Origin of the sequence: Marichromatium purpuratum 984, from assembly GCF_000224005.2 — a bacterium.
In the GTDB taxonomy this organism is placed as follows: Bacteria; Pseudomonadota; Gammaproteobacteria; order Chromatiales; family Chromatiaceae; genus Marichromatium; species Marichromatium purpuratum.
On sequence record NZ_CP007031.1, the window covers coordinates 881,119 to 899,466 of the forward strand.

Below are 18,348 nucleotides of genomic sequence, written 5' to 3' on the forward strand. Positions count from 1 at the left end.
CGCGACCTCAGTCGCCGTCTTCCTGCGTGATCCGTTTCTCGCTCTCGACGGCGGCTGCAGACCGCGGCGCGCGCTCCGGCGCTGGTGCCGGCTGCTCGGTGGCGGGTTTGGAGGCCGCGCCGGGGATCGTCTGTGACCTCGGCTCGGGGGGCGAGGCCGGCTGCCCGTCGCGGGTCGGTTCGGAGTTGGTCGTCGCGGCGCTCTTGTGCTCGCCGCGCTCTGATCTCGCGCTCGGCGCAGGGTGAGTCTCGGCGGCCTTCGGCTTGGTCGCCGCGGTGCCCTGCTTGTCCTCGGCGGCCTGCGACCTGGCGGTCTCGGTGCTCGACTGCTCCTTGGTGCTCTCCGGCTTGGCTGTTTCGGTGCTCGGCTTGTCCTTGACGCCCTCCGGCTTGGCGGTCTCGGTGCTCGGCTTGCCCTTGGCGCCCTCCGGCTTGGCGGTCTCGGTGCTCGGCTTGCCCTTGGCGCCCTCCGGCTTGGCGGTCTCGGTGCTCGGCTTGTCCTTGACGCCTTCCGGCTTGGCGGTCTCGGCGCGCGGCTTGTCCTTGGCGCCCTCCGGCTTGGCGGTCTCGGCGTTCGATGGGTTTCTGCTCGGCTCCGACTTCGGCCGCGTGGCCGACCTGTTCCGGTCCGACTGCTTGGCCTCGGCGCCTGTCTGGGGGGGCGGCAGGAGCGCCTGAGGACTGTGCCGGGTCTCGGGGGACGATGCCTCCGCCGTTGCGTTCTGTTCGACCTGTGACTCGTCCGATGTACGCTCGCGCTCGTTGCCGTTGGACTGCTCGACGCCGCCGTTGGCCGGGTTGCTGCGGCGGCGATTGCGCCCGCCACGCCGGCGCCGGGGCGAGCGCGGCCGGTCGCCGCCGCCATCCTGCTGTGGCGTGGTGTTCTCGCCGTTGCCCTTGGTCGTCTCCGGTGCCGGCTGTTCCGCCTTGACCTCTGGGGCACGCTTGGAGTGCTCCAGGGCCGCGTCGGTCTCGCCGCGCGGCGGCGTGGGTTCGCCGCCCTGACGTTGCTGTGGCTCGCGGGTGCGCTCGTCGCCTCCCTTGCCCTTGGCGGTGCGGCCGCCGTTCTCGTTGCGACGGGGGCGGTTGCGTGTGCTGCTGCGGCGGTTGCGACCCTCGCCGTTGCGCGCGCCGCGGCCGCCCTCTTCGCCCTCGCCGCCGCGCCCCTCCGCGGCGGTGCGCTTGCGCTCGCGGGACTTGCCGCCCTCACCCTCGCTGCGGGGCTTGGCGTGACCACGCTCGGATTGGCGCGATGGTTCGCTCCGGGGGCTCGCCGGTGCCTCGATCTGGCGTGGTGCGAACAACCCGGTCCAGATCCGCTTGAGCAGGCTCTCGGGTTCGCTGCGCTCGGGCTCCTGGAGTCCGACCGGGGTCTTGGGCGTGGTCCGCTGCGGGGTCGGGCGCTGCTGCGGCGCCGGGGTGGTGGGGGCGACCTGCTTGACCGCCGGCTCCTCGATACGCGGCGGCGTGGTCAGGCGGGTATAACGCGACTCGGCCTCCGGCTCGGGCGGGGCCGCGGCGATCTCGTAGCTCTGCCGACCCTCGTCCTGCTTGGTGACGTCCTGGGTGCGGATGCGCTCGATCTGGTAATCGGGGGTGAGCAGGTGCTCGTTCGGGACCAGCAGGATCTCGACCTCCTGGCGCTGCTCGATGTCGACGATGGTGCGACGCTTCTCGTTGAGCAGGAAGGTGGCGACGCTGACCGGCAGGTGAGCGAGGATGCGCTGGGTGTTGTCCTTCATCGCCTCCTCCTCGATCACGCGGAGGATCGACAGGCCCAGCGAATCGACTCCGCGGATGGTGCCCTGGCCCTTGCAGCGCGGGCACACCTGCTGGCTCGATTCGCCGAGCGAGGGACGCAGCCGCTGGCGCGACATCTCCAGCAGGCCGAAGCGCGAAATCCGCGCCACCTGGACGCGGGCGCGGTCCTGCTTGAGCGCCTCGCGCAGCCGGTTCTCGACCTCGCGCTGGTTCTTCGGCGGGGTCATGTCGATGAAGTCGATCACGAACAAGCCGCCGAGGTCGCGCAGGCGCAGCTGGCGAGCGATCTCGTCGGCCGCCTCGAGGTTGGTGTTGAGCGCCGTCTCCTCGATGTCGGCGCCCTTGGTGGCGCGCGCCGAGTTGATGTCGATGGCGGTGAGCGCCTCGCCGTGGTCGATCACGATCGAGCCGCCCGAGGGCAGGCGCACCTCACGCTGGAAGGCCGACTCGATCTGGGTCTCGATCTGGTAGCGGGTGAACAGCGGCACCTCGTCGTCGTAGCGGCGCAGCTTCTTGATGTTCTGCGGCATCACCTGACGGATGAAGGTCTCGGCGCGCTCGTAGACGGCGGGGTCGTCGATGACGATCTCGCCGATGTCGGCGCGCAGATAGTCGCGGATCGAGCGGATGATGACATCGCTCTCCTGATAGATCAGGAAGGGCGCCTTGCGCTGCTCGCCGGAGGTTTCGATCGCCTTCCACAGCTGCAGCAGGTAGTCGAGATCCCATTGCAGTTCCTCGACGCTCTTGCCGACGCCGGCGGTGCGCACGATCAGCCCCATGTCCTCGGGGATCTCGAGCTGGCTCATGGCGTCGCGCAACTCGCTGCGGTCCTGGCCCTCGATGCGACGCGACACCCCACCGGCGCGCGGGTTGTTGGGCATCAGCACCAGATAGCGCCCGGCCAGCGAGATAAAGGTGGTGAGCGCCGCACCCTTGTTGCCGCGCTCCTCCTTGTCGATCTGGACCACCACCTCGCGGCCCTCGCGCACCGCCTCCTTGATGTTGATGCGCGAGCCGGGCTTGACCGAGTCGGGCTCGAAGTAGGCGCGGGCGATCTCTTTGAGGGGGAGGAAGCCGTGGCGCTCGGCGCCGTAGTCGACGAAGGCGGCCTCGAGGCTGGGCTCGACGCGGGTGATGGTGCCCTTGTAGATGTTGGCCTTCTTCAGTTCCCGGCCGGGGGATTCGATGTCGAGGTTGTAGAGCAGTTGACCGTCGACGGTCGCGACGCGCAACTCTTCCGGCTGAGTTGCGTTGATCAGCATTCTTTTCATGTTGTTCCTTCTCTCACCACGGCGCGTGTCCCGTCGTGGGGGACGGTTCGCCGCGGACCCCCGGTGGCTGACCTGGGGGCGGCTCGGCGCGTTGCCGTTCGTCCCACGGTGAGCAAGGATCCGACGGCATCAGCACTGTCCGTTCGGTCGCCTCCAGACGGGACCCGGAACGGGCACGCGCGCATGAACTATCGTTGACGGGCGCTGGCGGGCGCCCGCAGGTTCTTGTCCCCGTCCCTGCGGAGGGGGCGGTGTTCGGAGCGGCGAGGGTGGTGCCGGATGCGTTGGCCTGCCTTGGCGCACGGCGCGCGGAACGCAGAGGGTGTAGAATGCGCGATTGCTCGCTGCTCGAGTCCGCGCGCGATACCCAATGCTGCCCTCGGGCAGGCGTGGCTAAGATGTCGTAAGACGGCTTCCGGCGCGAAGGCGTCGTCCCGGCCGGTTTCGAGTGGGCGCGGACCAACCTTCGGCTGCGCTCGCCGCTCCGGGAATGATCGATATTCCACAGGCCAGCGCAAGCGATTCATGGTAGCAGCGAAGACTATTAGCATCAATTGAGCCAACAAGGCAAGGCTATCCCCTTTGAGTCCACCAGATCCCCATCCAGATCCCGCGTCCGCTAAGGGCGGTGCGGATACCGGGCCGCGTCTGGTCCGCGTCGATGCCGAGTCCGACGGACAGCGTATCGATAACTTCCTGCTCCGTTTCATCAAGGGCGTTCCGCGCAGCCATCTCTATCGCATACTCCGTCGTGGAGAGGTGCGGGTGAACAAGGGGCGGGTCAAGGCCAGCCATCGGCTGCGCGCCGGGGACATGGTGCGCATCCCGCCGCTGCGTCTGCCCGAGCAGCGCGCCCCGGCGCGCGCACCCGAGGGCTGGCTGGCGCGGCTTGAGGGCGCGGTGCTCTACGAGGACAACCGGCTGCTGGTGATCGACAAGCCCTCGGGGCTGGCGGTGCACGGCGGCAGCGGATTGAGCTTCGGGTTGATCGAGTCGCTGCGCCAGCTTCATCCCGGGCGCGAGCTTGAGCTGGTGCACCGGCTCGATCGCGACACCTCCGGTTGCCTGGTGGTGACCAAGCGGCGCAGCGCGCTGCGCGAGCTGCACCGGATGATGCGCGAGGACGGTATCGAGAAGCGCTATCTGGCGCTGATCGGCGGCGAGCTGCCGCGCGCCGAGATGACCGTCGACGCGCCGCTGCGCAAGAACGTGCTGCGCGGCGGCGAGCGCATGGTCAGCGTCGACCCGGTCGAGGGCAAGGCCTCGCGTACCCGCTTTCGCCGGCTGCGGCGCTTGCGTGCCGGGTCACGGGTGGCGACCCTGGTCGAGGCCACCCTGGTCACCGGTCGCACCCATCAGATCCGCGTCCATGCCGCCCATCTCGGCGCGCCGCTCGCCGGCGACCCCAAATACGGTGACGATGACTGGAACCGGGAACTCAAGGCGCTCGGGCTCGATCGATTGTTCCTGCACGCCGCAGCGCTGAGTTTTCGCGCCGAATACATGAGTCGGCCGTTGCACGTCGAGGCGCCGCTGCCGGAGACGCTGCAGCGGTTGCTGGACGCACTGGAGGAGACCGCGTGAGTTTCGAGCTGATCGTGTTCGACTGGGACGGCACCCTGATGGATTCCGAGGCCCATATCGTCGATTGCATGCAGCGTGCCTTCGTCGAGCTGGGCCTGCAGCCGCCACCGCGCGAGGCGGCGCGCGAGATCATCGGGCTGAGCCTGGAGCGGGGCACGCGGGAGCTGCTGCCGGGGGCCGAGCCCGAGGTCTATGAGGCGCTGATCCTCGCCTATCGGCGTCGCTTCCTCGGTGCCACGCCGAACGCCTCGGCGCTGTTCGCGGGCGCCGCCGAGGTGCTCTCGACGCTGACCGAGCGCGGCTGTCGGCTGGCGGTGGCCACCGGCAAGAGTCGCGCCGGGCTTGACAAGGCGCTGCGCGAGACCGGGCTGGGCGAGTTCTTCCATGCCACCCGCTGCGCCGACGAGACCTTCTCCAAGCCCCACCCGCAGATGCTCTTCGAGCTGATGGAGGAGCTGGGCGCCGCCGCCGAGGAGACGCTGATGATCGGTGATACCGAGTTCGACATGCAGATGGCGCGCAACGCCGGGGTGGCGGGGCTGGCGGTGAGCTACGGGGTACACCCCCCGGAGCGACTGCTCGCGCACCAGCCGCTGGACTGTCTGGATGCCGTGAGCGCGATCCCGGGGTGGCTGGCCGCGCGCGCGACGAGCGAGATCTGAAGCAGGACGGAGACCGAGACCATGCAGTGGCGATTCTGGAAACGCTGGCGCAAGCCGCCGATGCCCGACCCCGATCAACCTGGCTGGGAGCGGGCGCTGATCAACCATCTGGCGCTCGACTACATGCGCGAGCGCCGCCGCACGCGGCGCTGGGGGCTGGTGCTCAAGCTGTTGATCCTGCTCTATCTGGTGGGGCTGGTGGTGGCCGCCTCGGTGCGCGACTGGGATCGGCGCATGGAGCTGACCGAGCCGCACGCGGCGCTGATCGAGATCGACGGGGTGATCGCCGCCGACAGCGATGCCAGCGCCGATCGGGTGGTCGGGGCGCTGCGCAAGGCCTTCGACAACGACAAGGTCGAGGGGGTGATCCTGCGCATCAACAGCCCCGGCGGCAGCCCGGTGCAAGCCGGTTACATCAACGACGAGATCGCTCGGCTCAAGGCGAAATATCGCGAGGCCCACGATGGCGAGGATCTGCCGGTGTACGCCGTGGCCGCCGATCTCTGCGCCTCGGGGGGCTATTACATCGCCGTCGGCGCCGATGCCATCTATGCCGACAAGGCCAGCCTGGTCGGCTCGATCGGGGTGCGCATCGGCAGCTTCGGGCTCGATCGCCTGCTCGTCGACCTCGGTATCGAGCGCCGGCTGCTCACCGCCGGTGCCAACAAGGGCATCCTCGATCCCTTCTCGCCGCTGCCCGAGTCGCAGCGCGTCTTCATCCAGGGCGTGCTCGATACCCTGCACCAGCAGTTCATCGCCGAGGTCCGGGAGGGCCGTGGTGATCGTCTGCAGGGCGGCGAGGAGCTGTTCAGCGGGCTGTTCTGGAGTGGCGAGCAGGCCCTCGAGCTGGGCCTGATCGATGGTCTGGCGAGCGCCGGGACGGTGGCGCGCGAGCAGCTCGGTACCGAGACCGTGGTCGACTACACCCAGAAGCGCGACCTGCTCGACTCCTTCGCCGAGCGGCTCGGTGGCGGCATGGCCGGGGCGCTCGGCGCCCTGTTCGGCGGGCTCGACGCCGGGGTGCTGCGCTGAGACCACCCCGGCGACGCGCACCGCGCATCGCCGGGGCAGACCGCGATCAGTTGCCCAGCGCCTCCTCGATCGCATCGAAGTCGAGCTGCTTGAGATAGTCCTCGAGCGCGCCCTTGTCATCCAGTCCCGTCCCCTGGGCCTGGACCACCAGACGGCTGCCGACCATCAGGGTGATCTCGTAGTCGCGCGTGCCGGAGGCGTGTTCGGCCATGCCGCGATGGCCGGCGAGTGCATAGGGTTTGAGGTCGGGGTTGCCCTGCATCATCATCGGCATCGACAGCGCCATGGTCAGCATCGGCATCATCGGCGAGTCGGCCATCAGGCTGAGCGTCACGTCGCTGCCGTCCTCGCGATAGTAGCGACGGCTCAGGTGGGTGCCGGTGATCATGCTCGCCATGCCGCCGGACTCGGCCACCGCCTCGTCGGCCTGCCAGCCCGAGAGCGGCTCGGGCAGCAGTTCGAGCAGGCCCGCGCTGATCTTCTCCTGGACCTCGGCGATGGCCGCTTCGAGGTGACCGATGGCGCCGCGCAGGGCACCGTCCTCGTAGGCCGTCTCGGCCGCTTCGAGCTGCTCGATCACCGGATCGCTGGCGGCGCTCGCGGTCAGCGGCAGACCGAGGACGAGGAGGGCGGCGTACAGCGGGCTGGTTTGTTTCATGCGATGGTCTCCATAGCGTGTTTCGCCACGCGATTATCCCCCGAACCCGTGTCGTCGGCACCCCTCCGTCAGCTTTCGCGTGTTCGCACTCGCCCGGCCCAGTCGCGCGCGAACTGCCAGGCGGTGCGCCCGCTGCGCGAGCCGCGGCGCAGTGCCCATTGCAGCGCGCCGCGCTCGATCTCGGGCCAGTCCTCGTTCAACCCAGTGTGCTCCAGCCGTTCCAGCCAGTGGCGCACCACCGCCAGGTACTGCGTCTGGCTGAAGGGGTGGAAGGAGACCCACAGTCCGAAGCGATCGGACAGCGAGATCTTCTCCTCGACCGATTCGCCCTGGTGCAGCTCGCCGTCGACCACCCGCGCCTCGCGGTTCTCGGAGTGGAACTCGGGCAGCAGGTGGCGGCGGTTGGAGGTGGCGTAGATCAGCAGGTTTTCGGGGGTGGCGGCGATCGAGCCGTCGAGCGCGGCCTTGAGCGCCTTGTAGCTCGACTCGCCGGGTTCGAAGGAGAGGTCGTCGCAGAACAGGATGAAGCGCTCGGGGCGATCGCGGATCAAGGCGAGGATGTCGGGCAGCTGCAGCAGGTCGTCGCGGTCGACCTCGATCAACCGCAGGCCCTGTTCGTGCAGCGCATTGAACACGGCCTTGACCAGCGACGACTTGCCAGTGCCGCGCGAGCCCCACAGCAGCACATTGTTGGCGCTGCGCCCGGCGAGGAACTGTTCGGTGTTGCGCAGGATCTCCTGCTTCTGTCGCTCCAGGCAGAGCAGGTCGTCGAGGTCGAGGCGGTGCGGCGCGGGCAGTGCCTGCAGCTCGCCGCCGTGGTCGCTGCGCCGGCGCCAGAGGAAGGCGTGGGCGGACCAGTCGGGGGGCGGGGTATGGGGGACGAGCACCCGCTCGAGACGGTCGATCAGGGTCTCGGCGCGGGCGAAGAGGTGTTCGAGTTCGGACATGGGCATTCCTGGGGTGTGCGACGCCCGCCGGGGTGGACGGGCGCCCGGGGTCGGATCTGCCCGGACGACCGGCGCCGCCGTGACGGCGCCGGGGCGGGTCAGGCCGAGAGCTTGCGGTACTTGATGCGGTGGGGCTGGTCGGCATCGGTGCCGAGTCGGCGGTGCCGGTCGGCCTCGTAGTCGGCGTAGTTGCCCTCGAACCAGGTCACCTGGGAGTCACCCTCGAAGGCGAGAATGTGGGTGGCGATACGGTCGAGGAACCAGCGGTCGTGGCTGATCACCACGGCGCAGCCGGGGAAGGTGAGCAGCGCCTCTTCGAGCGCGCGCAGGGTCTCGACGTCGAGATCGTTGGTCGGCTCGTCGAGCAGCAGCAGGTTGCCGCCGCGCTTGAGCAGCTTGGCCAGGTGGACGCGGTTGCGCTCACCGCCGGAGAGGTTGCCGATACGCTTCTGCTGGTCGGTGCCCTTGAAGTTGAAGCGGCTGCAGTAGGCGCGCGAGGGCATCTCGTAGCGACCGACGACGATGTTGTCGGCGCCGTTGGAGATCTCCTCCCACACCGTCTTGCTGTCGTCGAGGGTGTCGCGGCTCTGGTCGACGCAGGCGATGTCGACGGTCTCGCCGACGCGCAGGGTGCCCGAGTCGGCCTGCTCCTGGCCGGTGAGGATGCGAAACAGCGTGGTCTTGCCCGCGCCGTTGGGACCGATCACGCCGACGATGCCGCCCTTGGGCAGGTTGAACGAGAGGTTGTCGTAGAGCAGCCGGTCGCCGTAGCCCTTGCGCAGGCCCTCGGCCTCGACCACCAGGTCGCCGAGACGCGGGCCCGGCGGGATGTAGATCTCGTTGGTCTCGTTGCGCGACTGGAACTCCTGCGACTGCAGCTCCTCGAAGCGGGCCAGACGCGCCTTGCTCTTGGCGTGACGCCCCTTGGGGTTGCTGCGCACCCACTCGAGCTCCTGCTTCATGGTCTTGATGCGCGCCTGCTCCTGCTTCTGCTCGAGCTCCAGACGCTTCTCCTTCTGCTCCAGCCAGCTCGAGTAGTTGCCCTCCCAGGGGATGCCGTGACCGCGGTCGAGTTCGAGGATCCAGCCGGCGACGTTGTCGAGGAAGTAGCGGTCGTGGGTGACCGCGACCACGGTGCCGGGGTAGTCGTGGAGGAAGCGCTCGAGCCAGGCGATCGATTCGGCGTCGAGGTGGTTGGTCGGCTCGTCGAGCAGCAGCATGTCGGGGCTCGACAGCAACAGCCGGCACAGCGCCACGCGGCGGCGCTCGCCGCCGGAGAGCTTGGTGACGTCGGCCTCCCAGGGCGGCAGGCGCAGCGCCTCGGCGGCGACCTCGAGGGTGTGGTCGAGGTTGTGACCGCCGCTGGCCTCGAGCAGGTTCTCGAGTTCGGCCTGCTCCTGGGCGAGGGCGTCGAAGTCGGCATCGGGCTCGGCATAGGCGGCATAGACCGCCTCGAGACGCTCGCTCGCCTCCTTGATGTGGGCGAGTGCCTCCTCGACGTTGCCGCGCACGTCCTTGTCGGGATCGAGCTGGGGCTCCTGGGGCAGGTAGCCGACCTTGGTCCCCGGCTGCGGACGCGCCTCGCCCTCGATCTCGGTGTCGAGCCCGGCCATGATCTTGAGCAGGGTCGATTTGCCCGCGCCGTTGAGGCCGAGCACGCCGATCTTGGCGCCGGGGAAGAAGGACAGGGAGATGTCGCGCAGGATGGTACGCTTGGGCGGCACGATCTTGCCGACCCGGTTCATCGTGTAAATGTACTGAGCCATGAGGTCCTTGCGGTCGTTGTCGAGAATCGGGTGATGGTCCGGGCGCGGTGGGGCGCCCGGGCCGAGGTGTTGCGCCCCGGCCGAGGCATTCATTCTGCGCTGGCACCCGGGAAAAGTCCAAGCGCGGACGACCGCTCGCGACCGCTGTCCCGAGGAGTGAACGCGATGGCAGTAGCAACCCCGCCGGTACTCGGCTTCGTCGCCCCCAGCGGCAGCGGCAAGACCACCCTGCTGTGTCGGCTGTTGCCGCTGCTGCGTGCACGCGGGCTGCGGGTGGGCTGTCTCAAGCACGCCCATCACCGCTTCGACGTCGATCATCCCGGCAAGGACAGCTTCGAGCTGCGCGCGGCCGGCGCCGAGCAGGTGCTGGTGGCTTCGCGCCGGCGCTGGGCGCTGATGGTCGAGACCCCGGAGGCGGATGCCGATCCCGATCTCGACACCCTGCTCGCGCGGCTTGATCCGGGGCGGCTCGACCTGGTGCTGGTCGAGGGCTTCAAGCACGCCGATTATGCCAAGATCGAGGTCCATCGCAGCGCACTCGGGCTCGCGCCGCTCTATCCCGAGGACCCGGCGATCATCGCCGTGGCCACCGACCGGCCAGCACTGGCGGCCCCGGCGCCGCCTCGGCTCGCGCTCGACGACCCGGAGGCAATCGCCGGGTTCGTGCTCGAGTGGTTGGCCGGGCTGGGGGAGCGGTGAATGGGGCAGGTCGGCTCAGCGCAGGTACTGACGCGCGAACTCGGCGGCCGGTAGCGGGCGGCTGAACAGATAGCCCTGGTAGGCGTCGCAGCCGGCCTGATGGAGGAAGTCGCGCTGGGCCTCGGTCTCGACGCCCTCGGCGAGCACCCGCAGGTTGAGGTTGCGCGCCATGGCGATGATGGTCGCGGCGATCTCGGCATCGTTGCGATCCTCGGGGATGCCCTGGACGAAGCTCTTGTCGATCTTGAGCTTGTCGATCGGCAGCCGTTTGAGATAGGCCAGCGACGAGTAACCGGTGCCGAAGTCGTCGATCGAGAGCGCGATGCCGAGCGCGCGCAGCGCCTCGAGGATCTCCATCCCGCGTCGGTTGTGCTGCATGATGGTGCTCTCGGTAAGCTCCAGCTCCAGGCGTTCGGGGGAGAGACCGGAGGCGGTCAGTTCGCGATCGACATGGAGCGCCAGATCGGGCTGGGCGAACTGGTGACTGGAGATGTTGACCGCCAGGGTCAGCGGCGGGGCGCCACCATCGATCCAGTCCTGGAGCTGGCGACAGGCGCTGGCCAGCACCCAGGCGCCGAGCGGGATGATCAGCCCGGTCTCCTCGGCCAGGGGGATGAAGCGGTCGGGCGGGATCAGCCCCTCGGCCGGGTCCTCCCACCGCACCAGCGCCTCGATCCCGGTGAGCCGGGTGGTGCGCATGTCGACCTGAGGCTGGTAGTGGAGTACCAGCTCCTCGCGCTCGAGCGCGCGCCTGAGGCGTGACTCGAGCGAGAGCCGGGCGTTGGCGGCGCGGGTGAGCGATTCGGTGTAGTAGCGATAGGTGTTGCGGCCCTGCGCCTTGGCCTGGTACATCACGGTGTCGGCGTTGCGCAGCAGCTGGGTGGTGTCGGTGCCGTTGTCGGGATAGAGACTGATACCGATACTCGCGCCGAGATAGATCTCGCGCCCGCCGGTGAGACCGAAGGGCTCGGCCATCAGGTCGATGAGTTGCTGGGCGAGGTTGCCGGCCTCGTCGGGACGTTCGATCGACTCGAGCAGCAGCACGAACTCGTCGCCACCGAGGCGCGCCAGGGTGTCCTCGCTGCGGATACGTACCCGCAGTCGTGCGGCGACCGCTTGCAGCAGTTCGTCGCCGACCGGGTGGCCGAGGCTGTCGTTGACGTTCTTGAAACGATCGAGGTCGATGAACAACACCGCGACCTTGCTGCGCTCACGCTTGGCGCGGTGGATGGCGTGCTCCAGGCGCGAGAGCAACAGTAGTCGGTTGGGCAGGTCGGTGAGCGCGTCATAGTGTGCCAGGTGCTCGAGCCGGGCCTCGGATTGCTTGACCTGACTGATGTCGGAGAAGATGCCGACATAGTTGCTGGTATCGCCACGCTCGTCGCGTACCCGGCTGATGGTGAGCCAGGCGGGGAATACCTCGCCGTTGCGCCGCCGGTTCCAGATCTCGCCCTGCCAGTGTCCGGTCTGCAGGATCGAGGCCCACATCGCCTGGTAGAACTGGCGGCCGTGTCGGCCCGATTTCAGCAGGTTCGGGGCGCGCCCCAGTGCCTCGTCCTCGCCGTAGCCGCTGATCTCGGTGAATGCCTGGTTGACCGCGACCAGCCGATCGCCCTGGGCGTTCGAGACCATGATCCCTTCATGGGTGTTGTCGAGCACCGCGGCGGCCAGCCGCAATCGCTCCTGGTCGCGTAGCCGTTCGGTGATGTCCTGGCCGACGCCGGCGATACCGATCACCTCGCCGTGTTTGTCGCGCACCGGAACGCCGTTGTAGCGGTAGTTGCGGATACCGTTGATGGTGCGGGCACGTCCTTCGATCTCGCAGTAACCCTGGGTGAGAGCGGCGCTGATCGCGCGTTCGAGCCTGGGGGCGTCGGCGTCGATGAACAGGCGCGTGAGTGGCAGCTGACGCAGCGCATCGCCGGCGTATCCGGTCTCGGCCTCGACGCGCTTGTTCCACCACAGCAGCCGGCCTTCGAGATCGACCATGTAGAGGGTGTCGTGTACCGCCTCGGTGATGGCGCGGCTCTCGCCGTAGGCGCGCAGCAGCTCCTGCTGCGCGCGCTTGGGCTCGGTGATGTCGCGCACCGATTCGATGGCGCCGGCGATGCCGCCCGCGCCGTCGCGCAGTGGCGAGGCCACCGAGCGCAGATAGACCCCCTGACCCTGGCCGAGATGGCTGTTGAAGACCTCGGCGGTGAGCTGGTCGCCCTCCAGGCGCTGGAGGTTGTGATAGTGATCGGGGGGGGGGGCGTCGGGGGCAAGGATGAGATCGACCAGCAGCGCGCGGCGCTCGCCGTAGAAGGCCATGGCGTAGGCCTGCTCGCCCTGGCCGATGATCTGTTCGCGGGGGATCCCGGTCATGCGCTCGACGGCGAGGTTCCAGACGATCACCCGCCCCTGGGTGTCGACGGCGAAGGTCGCGTCGGGGAGGAAGTTGATGATGTCGGTCATGCGCCGCTCCGAGGCGCACAGCGCCTCCTGGGCGCGGGCGCGCTCGGTGATGTGGCCGTATTCACGCAGCGCCCGTTCGAGCAGACGGGGCATCTGAGTGAAGGTCTCGGGCGACTTGACCACATAGTCGAGGGCGCCGGCCTTCATCGCCTGCACCGCCATCTGTTCGTCGCCCTGGCTGGTCATCACCAGCACCGGGTAGCGAATGTTCTGATGGGCGCCGGGAAGCAGCTCATAGGCCTTGCCGTCGACCAGGTTGAGGTCGGCCACCACCGCGTCCGGTGGCTGTTTCTCGATCGCTTGCAATGCCTCGGCTAGGGTCTGAGCCAGGCGTGGGTCGGCGAAGTGCTCACTGTCCTCGAGCGCGCGCGCGACCGCCTCGGCGTGCGCCGGGTCGTCCTCGACGATCAACACGGAGATCGGTGTTCGGGGCATGGGGTGTCAACCGGGATAACGGTTCCAGGCCAGCCAGTAGTGCCCGAGCGAGTCGAACAGCCGGGCGAAGGCCTCGTAGTCGGCCGGCTTCACCAGATAGCTGCTGGCCTGATTGGAATAGGCACCGTGGACATCGGGGTCAGCCGCCGAGGTGGTCAGGACCACCACCGGGATGCGGCGCAGCTGATCGTCGGCCTTGATCCGACGCAGCACCTCGAGTCCCTCGACCTTGGGCAGACGCAGATCGAGGAGGATGAGGTTGGGACGTGGGCTGCTCTCGGGGTCGCTGAAGCGGCCCTGACGGAACAGGTAGTCGAGCGCGGCCTGACCGTCCTCGACATGCTCCAGCCGGGCCGGTAGTGCATTGGACTCGAGTCCGCGGCGGGTGATCTCGGCGTGGGCCGGGTCGTCCTCGACCAACAGCACCGAGAGTGTCTGTTCTTGCATGACCTTCTCCGTTGCGGCGTGTGCTGGCTCGGTCGCCGACCCGCTCGCGCCGCTACTGTAGTGCCGCTCAGCCGTTGGTGCCAAATCTGAACTGACCGATGAGCTGGCGCAGCGTCTCGCCTAGCTGCGCCAGCTCCTGGCTGGCGGCGGCGGTGTGTTGGGCATTGCCGGCCGACTCCTCCGAGAAGTCGGAGATCTTGATCACGCTGCGATCGATCTCTGAGGCCGCCGCCGCCTGCTCCTCGGCGGCGCTGGCGACATGGGTGTTCATGTCGCGAATGGTGGTGATGGCGTCGCCGATCTTGGCGATCGCCTCGTGCGCCTGACCGGCCCGCTCCAGGGTCTCGCGGGTGAGATGCTCGCCGCGGTCGATGGCGGTGACCGCCTCCTGGGCGACCGCGCGCAGATTCTGGATCATCTGCTGGATCTCGGTGGTCGAGGTCTGGGTGCGGCTGGCGAGGGTGTGGACCTCGTCTGCGACCACCGCGAAGCCACGGCCCTGCTCACCGGCGCGCGCCGCCTCGATCGCGGCGTTGAGCGCGAGCAGGTTGGTCTGCTCGGCGATGGCGCGGATCACGTCGAGCACGCCGCCGATCGAGACGCTCTCCTCGCTGAAGCGGCGTACCGCGTCGGCGGCCTGGGCGATCTCCTGGGTGAGCGTCTGATTGGACGCCTGCACCCCGTCGACCGTCTCGCCCCCCTGGCGGGCGCTCTCGTCGGCGCTGAAGGCCGAGGTGGCGGCGTCCTCGGCGCTCTTGGCGATCTCCTTGATGGTCGTGGTCATCTCGGTGACCGCGGTGGCCACCTGTTGGATCGCGCCACGCTGGCGTTCGATGCCGTCGTTGTTCGATTGGGTGATGGTCGAGAGTTGCTCGGCGGCGGCGGCGATCTGTTCGGTGGCGCGGGCGACCGCGCCGATGGTGCGCTCGGTCTTGTCGGCGAACTCGTTGAAGCCCACCGCCATGTCGGTGATCTCGTCGCGCCCGCTGGTATCGAGACGCTGGGTGAGGTCGCCGTCGCCCTTGGCGATCCGGTGCATCGCCTGGGCCGCCTCGCCGATCGGGCGGATGATCGAGCGCGAGGTCAGCGCGATCAGGGCCATCACCAGGAGCAGCATGGCCGTACCCAGCCCACCCATCAGCCTGGCATGACGCCAGAAGGCGGTGTCGACGTCGTCGATGTAGATCCCGCTGGAGACGATCCAGTTCCAGGTCGACTCACGCTGGGCGAAGGCGAGCTTGGGTTCGGGGCGATCGGAGCCGGGCTTGGGCCAGACGTAGTGGACCGAGCCGCTGCCATCGCGCTCGACCTGTTCGAGCAGTTCGACGACAAAGCGCTTGCCGTTGGCGTCGGTCTGCTGGCGTCCGTCGTTGCCGACCAGCTCGGGCTTGATCGGGTGCATCAGCATGAAACCGCGGCGATCACGCACCCAGAAGTAGTTGGTGTCGTCATAGCGCATCGTGCGCAGGGCCTCGAGCGCGTCGCGCTCGGCCTCGGCGCGGGAAAGTTCACCGGCCTCGGCGAGGCCCTGATAGTGTCTGACGACGCTTTGCGCGGTCTCGACTAGTTTCTGCACCTGGGTGAACTTCTCCTGAACCAGGATCGACCTCACCTCGAACAGTGCGAGCGCGACCCCGGCGACGATCCCGAACAGTACCAGGGCCGAGAGCAGCCATAGACGCTGTTTGATGGTGAGTGTCCGCATCAGCTTCATGCCAGCACCTCTGTCGTCTTGTGCGCGTTGCTATGCTTTGTCGTCGGTATCCGGGTGATCGGTGGGGGCGCTGCAAGGCGTCGCGGTCGTCGGCTCACTCACCCGGCGACACGGTCGTCGTCTCGTGCCCTGCCTTATGAATGGACGCAGGTGGCGCCTTAATCAATCGTGAGCGCTCGGGAAATCGTCGACGGATGTCGACAGCTTCACCAACCCCCCAGGCCCTGCGCACGGCCCTTGATCGACCTGATGTCGCGTCGGCGGGATGTCGACACCCGCGTGGTCGAGGTGTGTCATCGTGGGCCTGTTGTCTCCAGCGAGGTGGATGTCATGGATAACGGACCCGGTCCTGCGTGCTGCATGGATGCCGGTGTCGGCGCGGTGGTGATCGACGAGGAGGGACGGATCTGTCAGGTCGATGCCGACTGGAGCACATCGCTCGGCCTGTCGCAGGAGACGCTGCTCGGTGAGAGGCTCGATGCCCTGCTCGATCCGCCACCGTCCTGGGACTTGCTGACGGCGTCGCGGCCCTGGCGTGGCGAGCTGCGGCTGCGTTGCGGTGGAGCCGGTGAGCGGTGGTTGCGCACACACCTGGTGCCGGTGCTCGATGAGGCGGGCCGGATGCGCTGCTGCACCCTGATGTTCGAGCCGCTGCCGTCTGCATCAGCGCACCAAGGTGTCGAGGGAGGCAGTCGGGCACAGCTGCTGGAATCGGTCGCCGACTCGGCCTCCGACGCCATCGTGGTCGCCAGGCTCGAACGGCTGGAGGTGATCTATGCCAATCGTGCCGCCCATCTGCTGTTTGGCTGTGACCCGGAGTCGCGCGACATGATCGGTCGCGCCGGGGGGCAGTTCTGGCCGGAGGACGGCCTCGCGGTGCTCGAGGCGCTGCTGCCCGAGGCGCTCGCCGGTGGCTGGCGTGGCGAGCTGCGCCAGCGCCGACTCGATGGCAGCGAGTTCCTCGCCGACGCGACCATCTTCGCCCTGCCCAGCCCGATCGGGGCGCCCGAGCTGGTGGCCGGTATGCTGCGCGACCTCAGTGCGCGTCAGCAGGCGGAGCGTCAGCGGCGACTGGCGCACTTCGCCCTGGAGCGTTCGGGTGACGAGGTCTTCCTGCTCGATGCCGAGGCGCGCTTCGTCTATGTCAATGAAAGCATGCATGAGACGCTCGGCCTGAGCCGCGCGCAGCTGTTGACCATGTCGGTGCCGGACATCGATCCGCTGTTCCCGCAGGAGCGGCTGCAGGAGCTGTTCAGGCGACTGCTCGATGAGCCGTCGATTCGACTCGAGACCATCCATCAGCGTGGTGATGGTTCTCGCTTCCCGGTGGAGATCCTCGCCAGTCATTTCGTCGTCGATGGCGAGCCTTACTACAGCTGCATCGGGCGCGACATCACCGAGCGGGTGGCCGCGAGGCGCGCACTCGAGGAGTCGCAGGAATATCTCGACACCCTGATCGACACCTTGCCCGATGCGCTCTTCGCGATCGATGCCGAAGGCGTGGTGACCATCTGGAACCGGGCCATCGAGCAGATGTCCGGGGTGCCCAGGGAGCAGGTGCTGGGCAAGGGAGGGCGCGCCTATGCGACGGCCTTCTATGGTGAGTCGCGACCGATGCTGATCGATCTGGTCTTCGCCCCGCCCGAGGCGCGCGAGGACATCCTGCGTTGCTACGACTATGTCCATCGTGACGGCGACGTACTGCTGACCCAGGTCTATCTGCCGCGGGTCTTCGGCGGACGCGGGGCCCATGTCTGGGGTAAGGCGGCGCCACTGCGCGATGCCGAGGGACGGGTGTTCGGCGCGCTCGAGATCATCCGTGACATCACCGAACTCAAGGAGGCCGAGCGGGCGCTGCGCCTGAGCGAGGCGCGCTTCCGCTCGGTGGTGAGCAATACCCCGGTGATGATCTTCGAGTTCGACGCCGACGGCGTCTTCCGGCTCTGCGAGGGCAGCGGCCTGGAGTCGCTGGGGCTCGAGCCCGGCGCCCTGGTCGGGCAGTCGGTGGCCGGTTTTCTCGGTGCCGACACCGGGGTCGAGACGCACATCGCCCAGGCGATCGGCGGCGACAAGGTACAGTTCACCGCCGCACTCGGTCGACAGGTGTTCGAGACCTACTTCAACCCGGTGCGCGATCCCGGTACCGACAGCGGGGTGTCGGTGATCGGGGTTGCGGTCGATGTCACCGAGCGCACCGAGCGCGAGGCCGAGCTGCGTCAGCGCACCGACGAGTTGACCCGCTTCACCTATACCGTCTCGCACGATCTCAAGAGCCCGCTGGTGACCATCCGTACCTTCCTCGGCTTTCTCGAGCGCGACATCGCCGCCGGCGACGAGGCGCGCATCGCCAAGGACCTGGGGTTCGTGCGCAATGCCTCGGAGCGGATGACGCGCTTGCTCGATGAGCTGCTGGAGTTGTCACGCATCGGTCGGCTGGTCAACGATCCGACCGAGTTCAGTCTGCGCGAGGTGGTCGATGAGGTGCTCGAGTTGGTCGCCGGACGCATCGTCGAGCGCGGCGTCGAGGTGACGGTGAGCGATGCGCCGGCATGGATCCTGGGCGATCGCCCCCGCCTGACCGAGGTCTTCCTCAACCTGATCGACAATGCGGTCAAGTTCATGGGCGATCAGTCGGCGCCGCGTATCGAGATCGGACTCGAGAGATTGGACGACGCGCTGGTGGTGGTCATTGCCGACAACGGCAAGGGGATCGATCCGCGCCATCTGCACAAGGTCTTCGGGCTGTTCGAGCGCCTCGACCTCGAGGGCGACGGGACCGGCATCGGTCTGGCCCTGGTGCAGCGCATCGTCGAGGTCCACGGCGGGCGGATCTGGGCCGAATCACCGGGGCCCGGGCAGGGGGCGCGCTTCTGCTTCACCCTCGCCGGACTCGAGCTGCGCACCGCCGGTTGAGCC

Annotated in this window: 12 protein-coding genes; 5 read left to right on the forward strand and 7 right to left on the reverse strand. The window is 68.2% G+C overall.

The features are described 5' to 3' along the window. Window positions 1-7: 7 nt before the first annotated feature. Window positions 8-3,034: a ribonuclease E gene (gene rne / locus MARPU_RS16990; RefSeq protein ID WP_005224401.1), complete on the reverse strand. Its 3,027-nt coding sequence runs from the start codon at window positions 3,032-3,034 to the stop codon at window positions 8-10. Between the two features lie 582 nt (window positions 3,035-3,616). Here rne and MARPU_RS04075 point away from each other — a divergent pair. The 3 genes from MARPU_RS04075 to MARPU_RS04085 are packed head-to-tail and all read left to right on the forward strand — an operon-like array spanning window position 3,617 to window position 6,312. After that, window positions 3,617-4,618, forward strand: a complete 1,002-nt coding sequence (locus MARPU_RS04075) for an RluA family pseudouridine synthase (RefSeq protein ID WP_005224402.1) — start codon at window positions 3,617-3,619, stop codon at window positions 4,616-4,618. Beyond that, a complete protein-coding gene (locus tag MARPU_RS04080) occupies window positions 4,615-5,280 on the forward strand; it encodes an HAD-IA family hydrolase (protein WP_005224403.1) in 666 nt (221 codons plus the stop codon). The genes MARPU_RS04075 and MARPU_RS04080 overlap by 4 nt, the downstream gene beginning before the upstream one ends. 21 nt (window positions 5,281-5,301) lie before the next feature. Further along, window positions 5,302-6,312, forward strand: coding sequence for a S49 family peptidase (locus MARPU_RS04085; protein ID WP_005224404.1), 1,011 nt, complete (start codon window positions 5,302-5,304; stop codon window positions 6,310-6,312). 46 nt (window positions 6,313-6,358) lie between these two features. On the opposite strand, the gene MARPU_RS04090 is transcribed toward MARPU_RS04085, so the two are convergent. From MARPU_RS04090 to ettA, 3 genes are all read right to left on the reverse strand, one after another. Then, window positions 6,359-6,970 carry a hypothetical protein gene (locus tag MARPU_RS04090; protein ID WP_005224405.1) on the reverse strand — a complete coding sequence of 204 codons (612 nt, stop codon included), beginning with the start codon at window positions 6,968-6,970 and terminating at the stop codon, window positions 6,359-6,361. 68 nt (window positions 6,971-7,038) lie between these two features. After that, the gene (locus MARPU_RS04095; protein ID WP_005224406.1) at window positions 7,039-7,917 is read right to left on the reverse strand and encodes an ATP-binding protein; all 879 of its coding nucleotides are present in this window, start codon (window positions 7,915-7,917) and stop codon (window positions 7,039-7,041) included. Between the two features lie 98 nt (window positions 7,918-8,015). Beyond that, entirely contained in the window at window positions 8,016-9,683 is a 1,668-nt protein-coding gene (gene ettA / locus MARPU_RS04100; RefSeq protein ID WP_025275097.1) for an energy-dependent translational throttle protein EttA, read from the reverse strand. Between the two features lie 165 nt (window positions 9,684-9,848). Here ettA and mobB point away from each other — a divergent pair, with 165 nt between their 5' ends. Next, window positions 9,849-10,382: a molybdopterin-guanine dinucleotide biosynthesis protein B gene (gene mobB, locus MARPU_RS04105; protein ID WP_005224408.1), complete on the forward strand. Its 534-nt coding sequence runs from the start codon at window positions 9,849-9,851 to the stop codon at window positions 10,380-10,382. 15 nt (window positions 10,383-10,397) lie between these two features. On the opposite strand, the gene MARPU_RS04110 is transcribed toward mobB, so the two are convergent. The 3 genes from MARPU_RS04110 to MARPU_RS04120 form a co-directional block, all read right to left on the reverse strand. Beyond that, the gene (locus MARPU_RS04110; protein WP_005224409.1) at window positions 10,398-13,271 is read right to left on the reverse strand and encodes an EAL domain-containing protein; all 2,874 of its coding nucleotides are present in this window, start codon (window positions 13,269-13,271) and stop codon (window positions 10,398-10,400) included. 6 nt (window positions 13,272-13,277) lie between these two features. Next, window positions 13,278-13,718: a response regulator gene (locus MARPU_RS04115; protein ID WP_005224410.1), complete on the reverse strand. Its 441-nt coding sequence runs from the start codon at window positions 13,716-13,718 to the stop codon at window positions 13,278-13,280. A 67-nt stretch (window positions 13,719-13,785) separates the two neighbouring features. Continuing rightward, window positions 13,786-15,432, reverse strand: coding sequence for a methyl-accepting chemotaxis protein (locus tag MARPU_RS04120; protein ID WP_005224411.1), 1,647 nt, complete (start codon window positions 15,430-15,432; stop codon window positions 13,786-13,788). Window positions 15,433-15,762: 330 nt separating this feature from the next. Here MARPU_RS04120 and MARPU_RS16500 point away from each other — a divergent pair, with 330 nt between their 5' ends. Next, a complete protein-coding gene (locus MARPU_RS16500; RefSeq protein ID WP_005224412.1) occupies window positions 15,763-18,345 on the forward strand; it encodes a PAS domain S-box protein in 2,583 nt (860 codons plus the stop codon). Window positions 18,346-18,348: the final 3 nt, after the last annotated feature.

What these genes read in the sequence shown, in the direction of transcription:
- rne (WP_005224401.1), bottom strand. Translation starts at nt 3,034, where the DNA reads ATGAAAAGAATGCTGATCAACGCAACTCAGCCGGAAGAGTTGCGCGTC.
- MARPU_RS04085 (WP_005224404.1), top strand. Translation starts at nt 5,302, where the DNA reads ATGCAGTGGCGATTCTGGAAACGCTGGCGCAAGCCGCCGATGCCCGAC.
- MARPU_RS04090 (WP_005224405.1), bottom strand. Translation starts at nt 6,970, where the DNA reads ATGAAACAAACCAGCCCGCTGTACGCCGCCCTCCTCGTCCTCGGTCTG.
- MARPU_RS04095 (WP_005224406.1), bottom strand. Translation starts at nt 7,917, where the DNA reads ATGTCCGAACTCGAACACCTCTTCGCCCGCGCCGAGACCCTGATCGAC.
- ettA (WP_025275097.1), bottom strand. Translation starts at nt 9,683, where the DNA reads ATGGCTCAGTACATTTACACGATGAACCGGGTCGGCAAGATCGTGCCG.
- mobB (WP_005224408.1), top strand. Translation starts at nt 9,849, where the DNA reads ATGGCAGTAGCAACCCCGCCGGTACTCGGCTTCGTCGCCCCCAGCGGC.
- MARPU_RS04110 (WP_005224409.1), bottom strand. Translation starts at nt 13,271, where the DNA reads ATGCCCCGAACACCGATCTCCGTGTTGATCGTCGAGGACGACCCGGCG.
- MARPU_RS04115 (WP_005224410.1), bottom strand. Translation starts at nt 13,718, where the DNA reads ATGCAAGAACAGACACTCTCGGTGCTGTTGGTCGAGGACGACCCGGCC.
- MARPU_RS04120 (WP_005224411.1), bottom strand. Translation starts at nt 15,432, where the DNA reads ATGAAGCTGATGCGGACACTCACCATCAAACAGCGTCTATGGCTGCTC.
- MARPU_RS16500 (WP_005224412.1), top strand. Translation starts at nt 15,763, where the DNA reads ATGGATAACGGACCCGGTCCTGCGTGCTGCATGGATGCCGGTGTCGGC.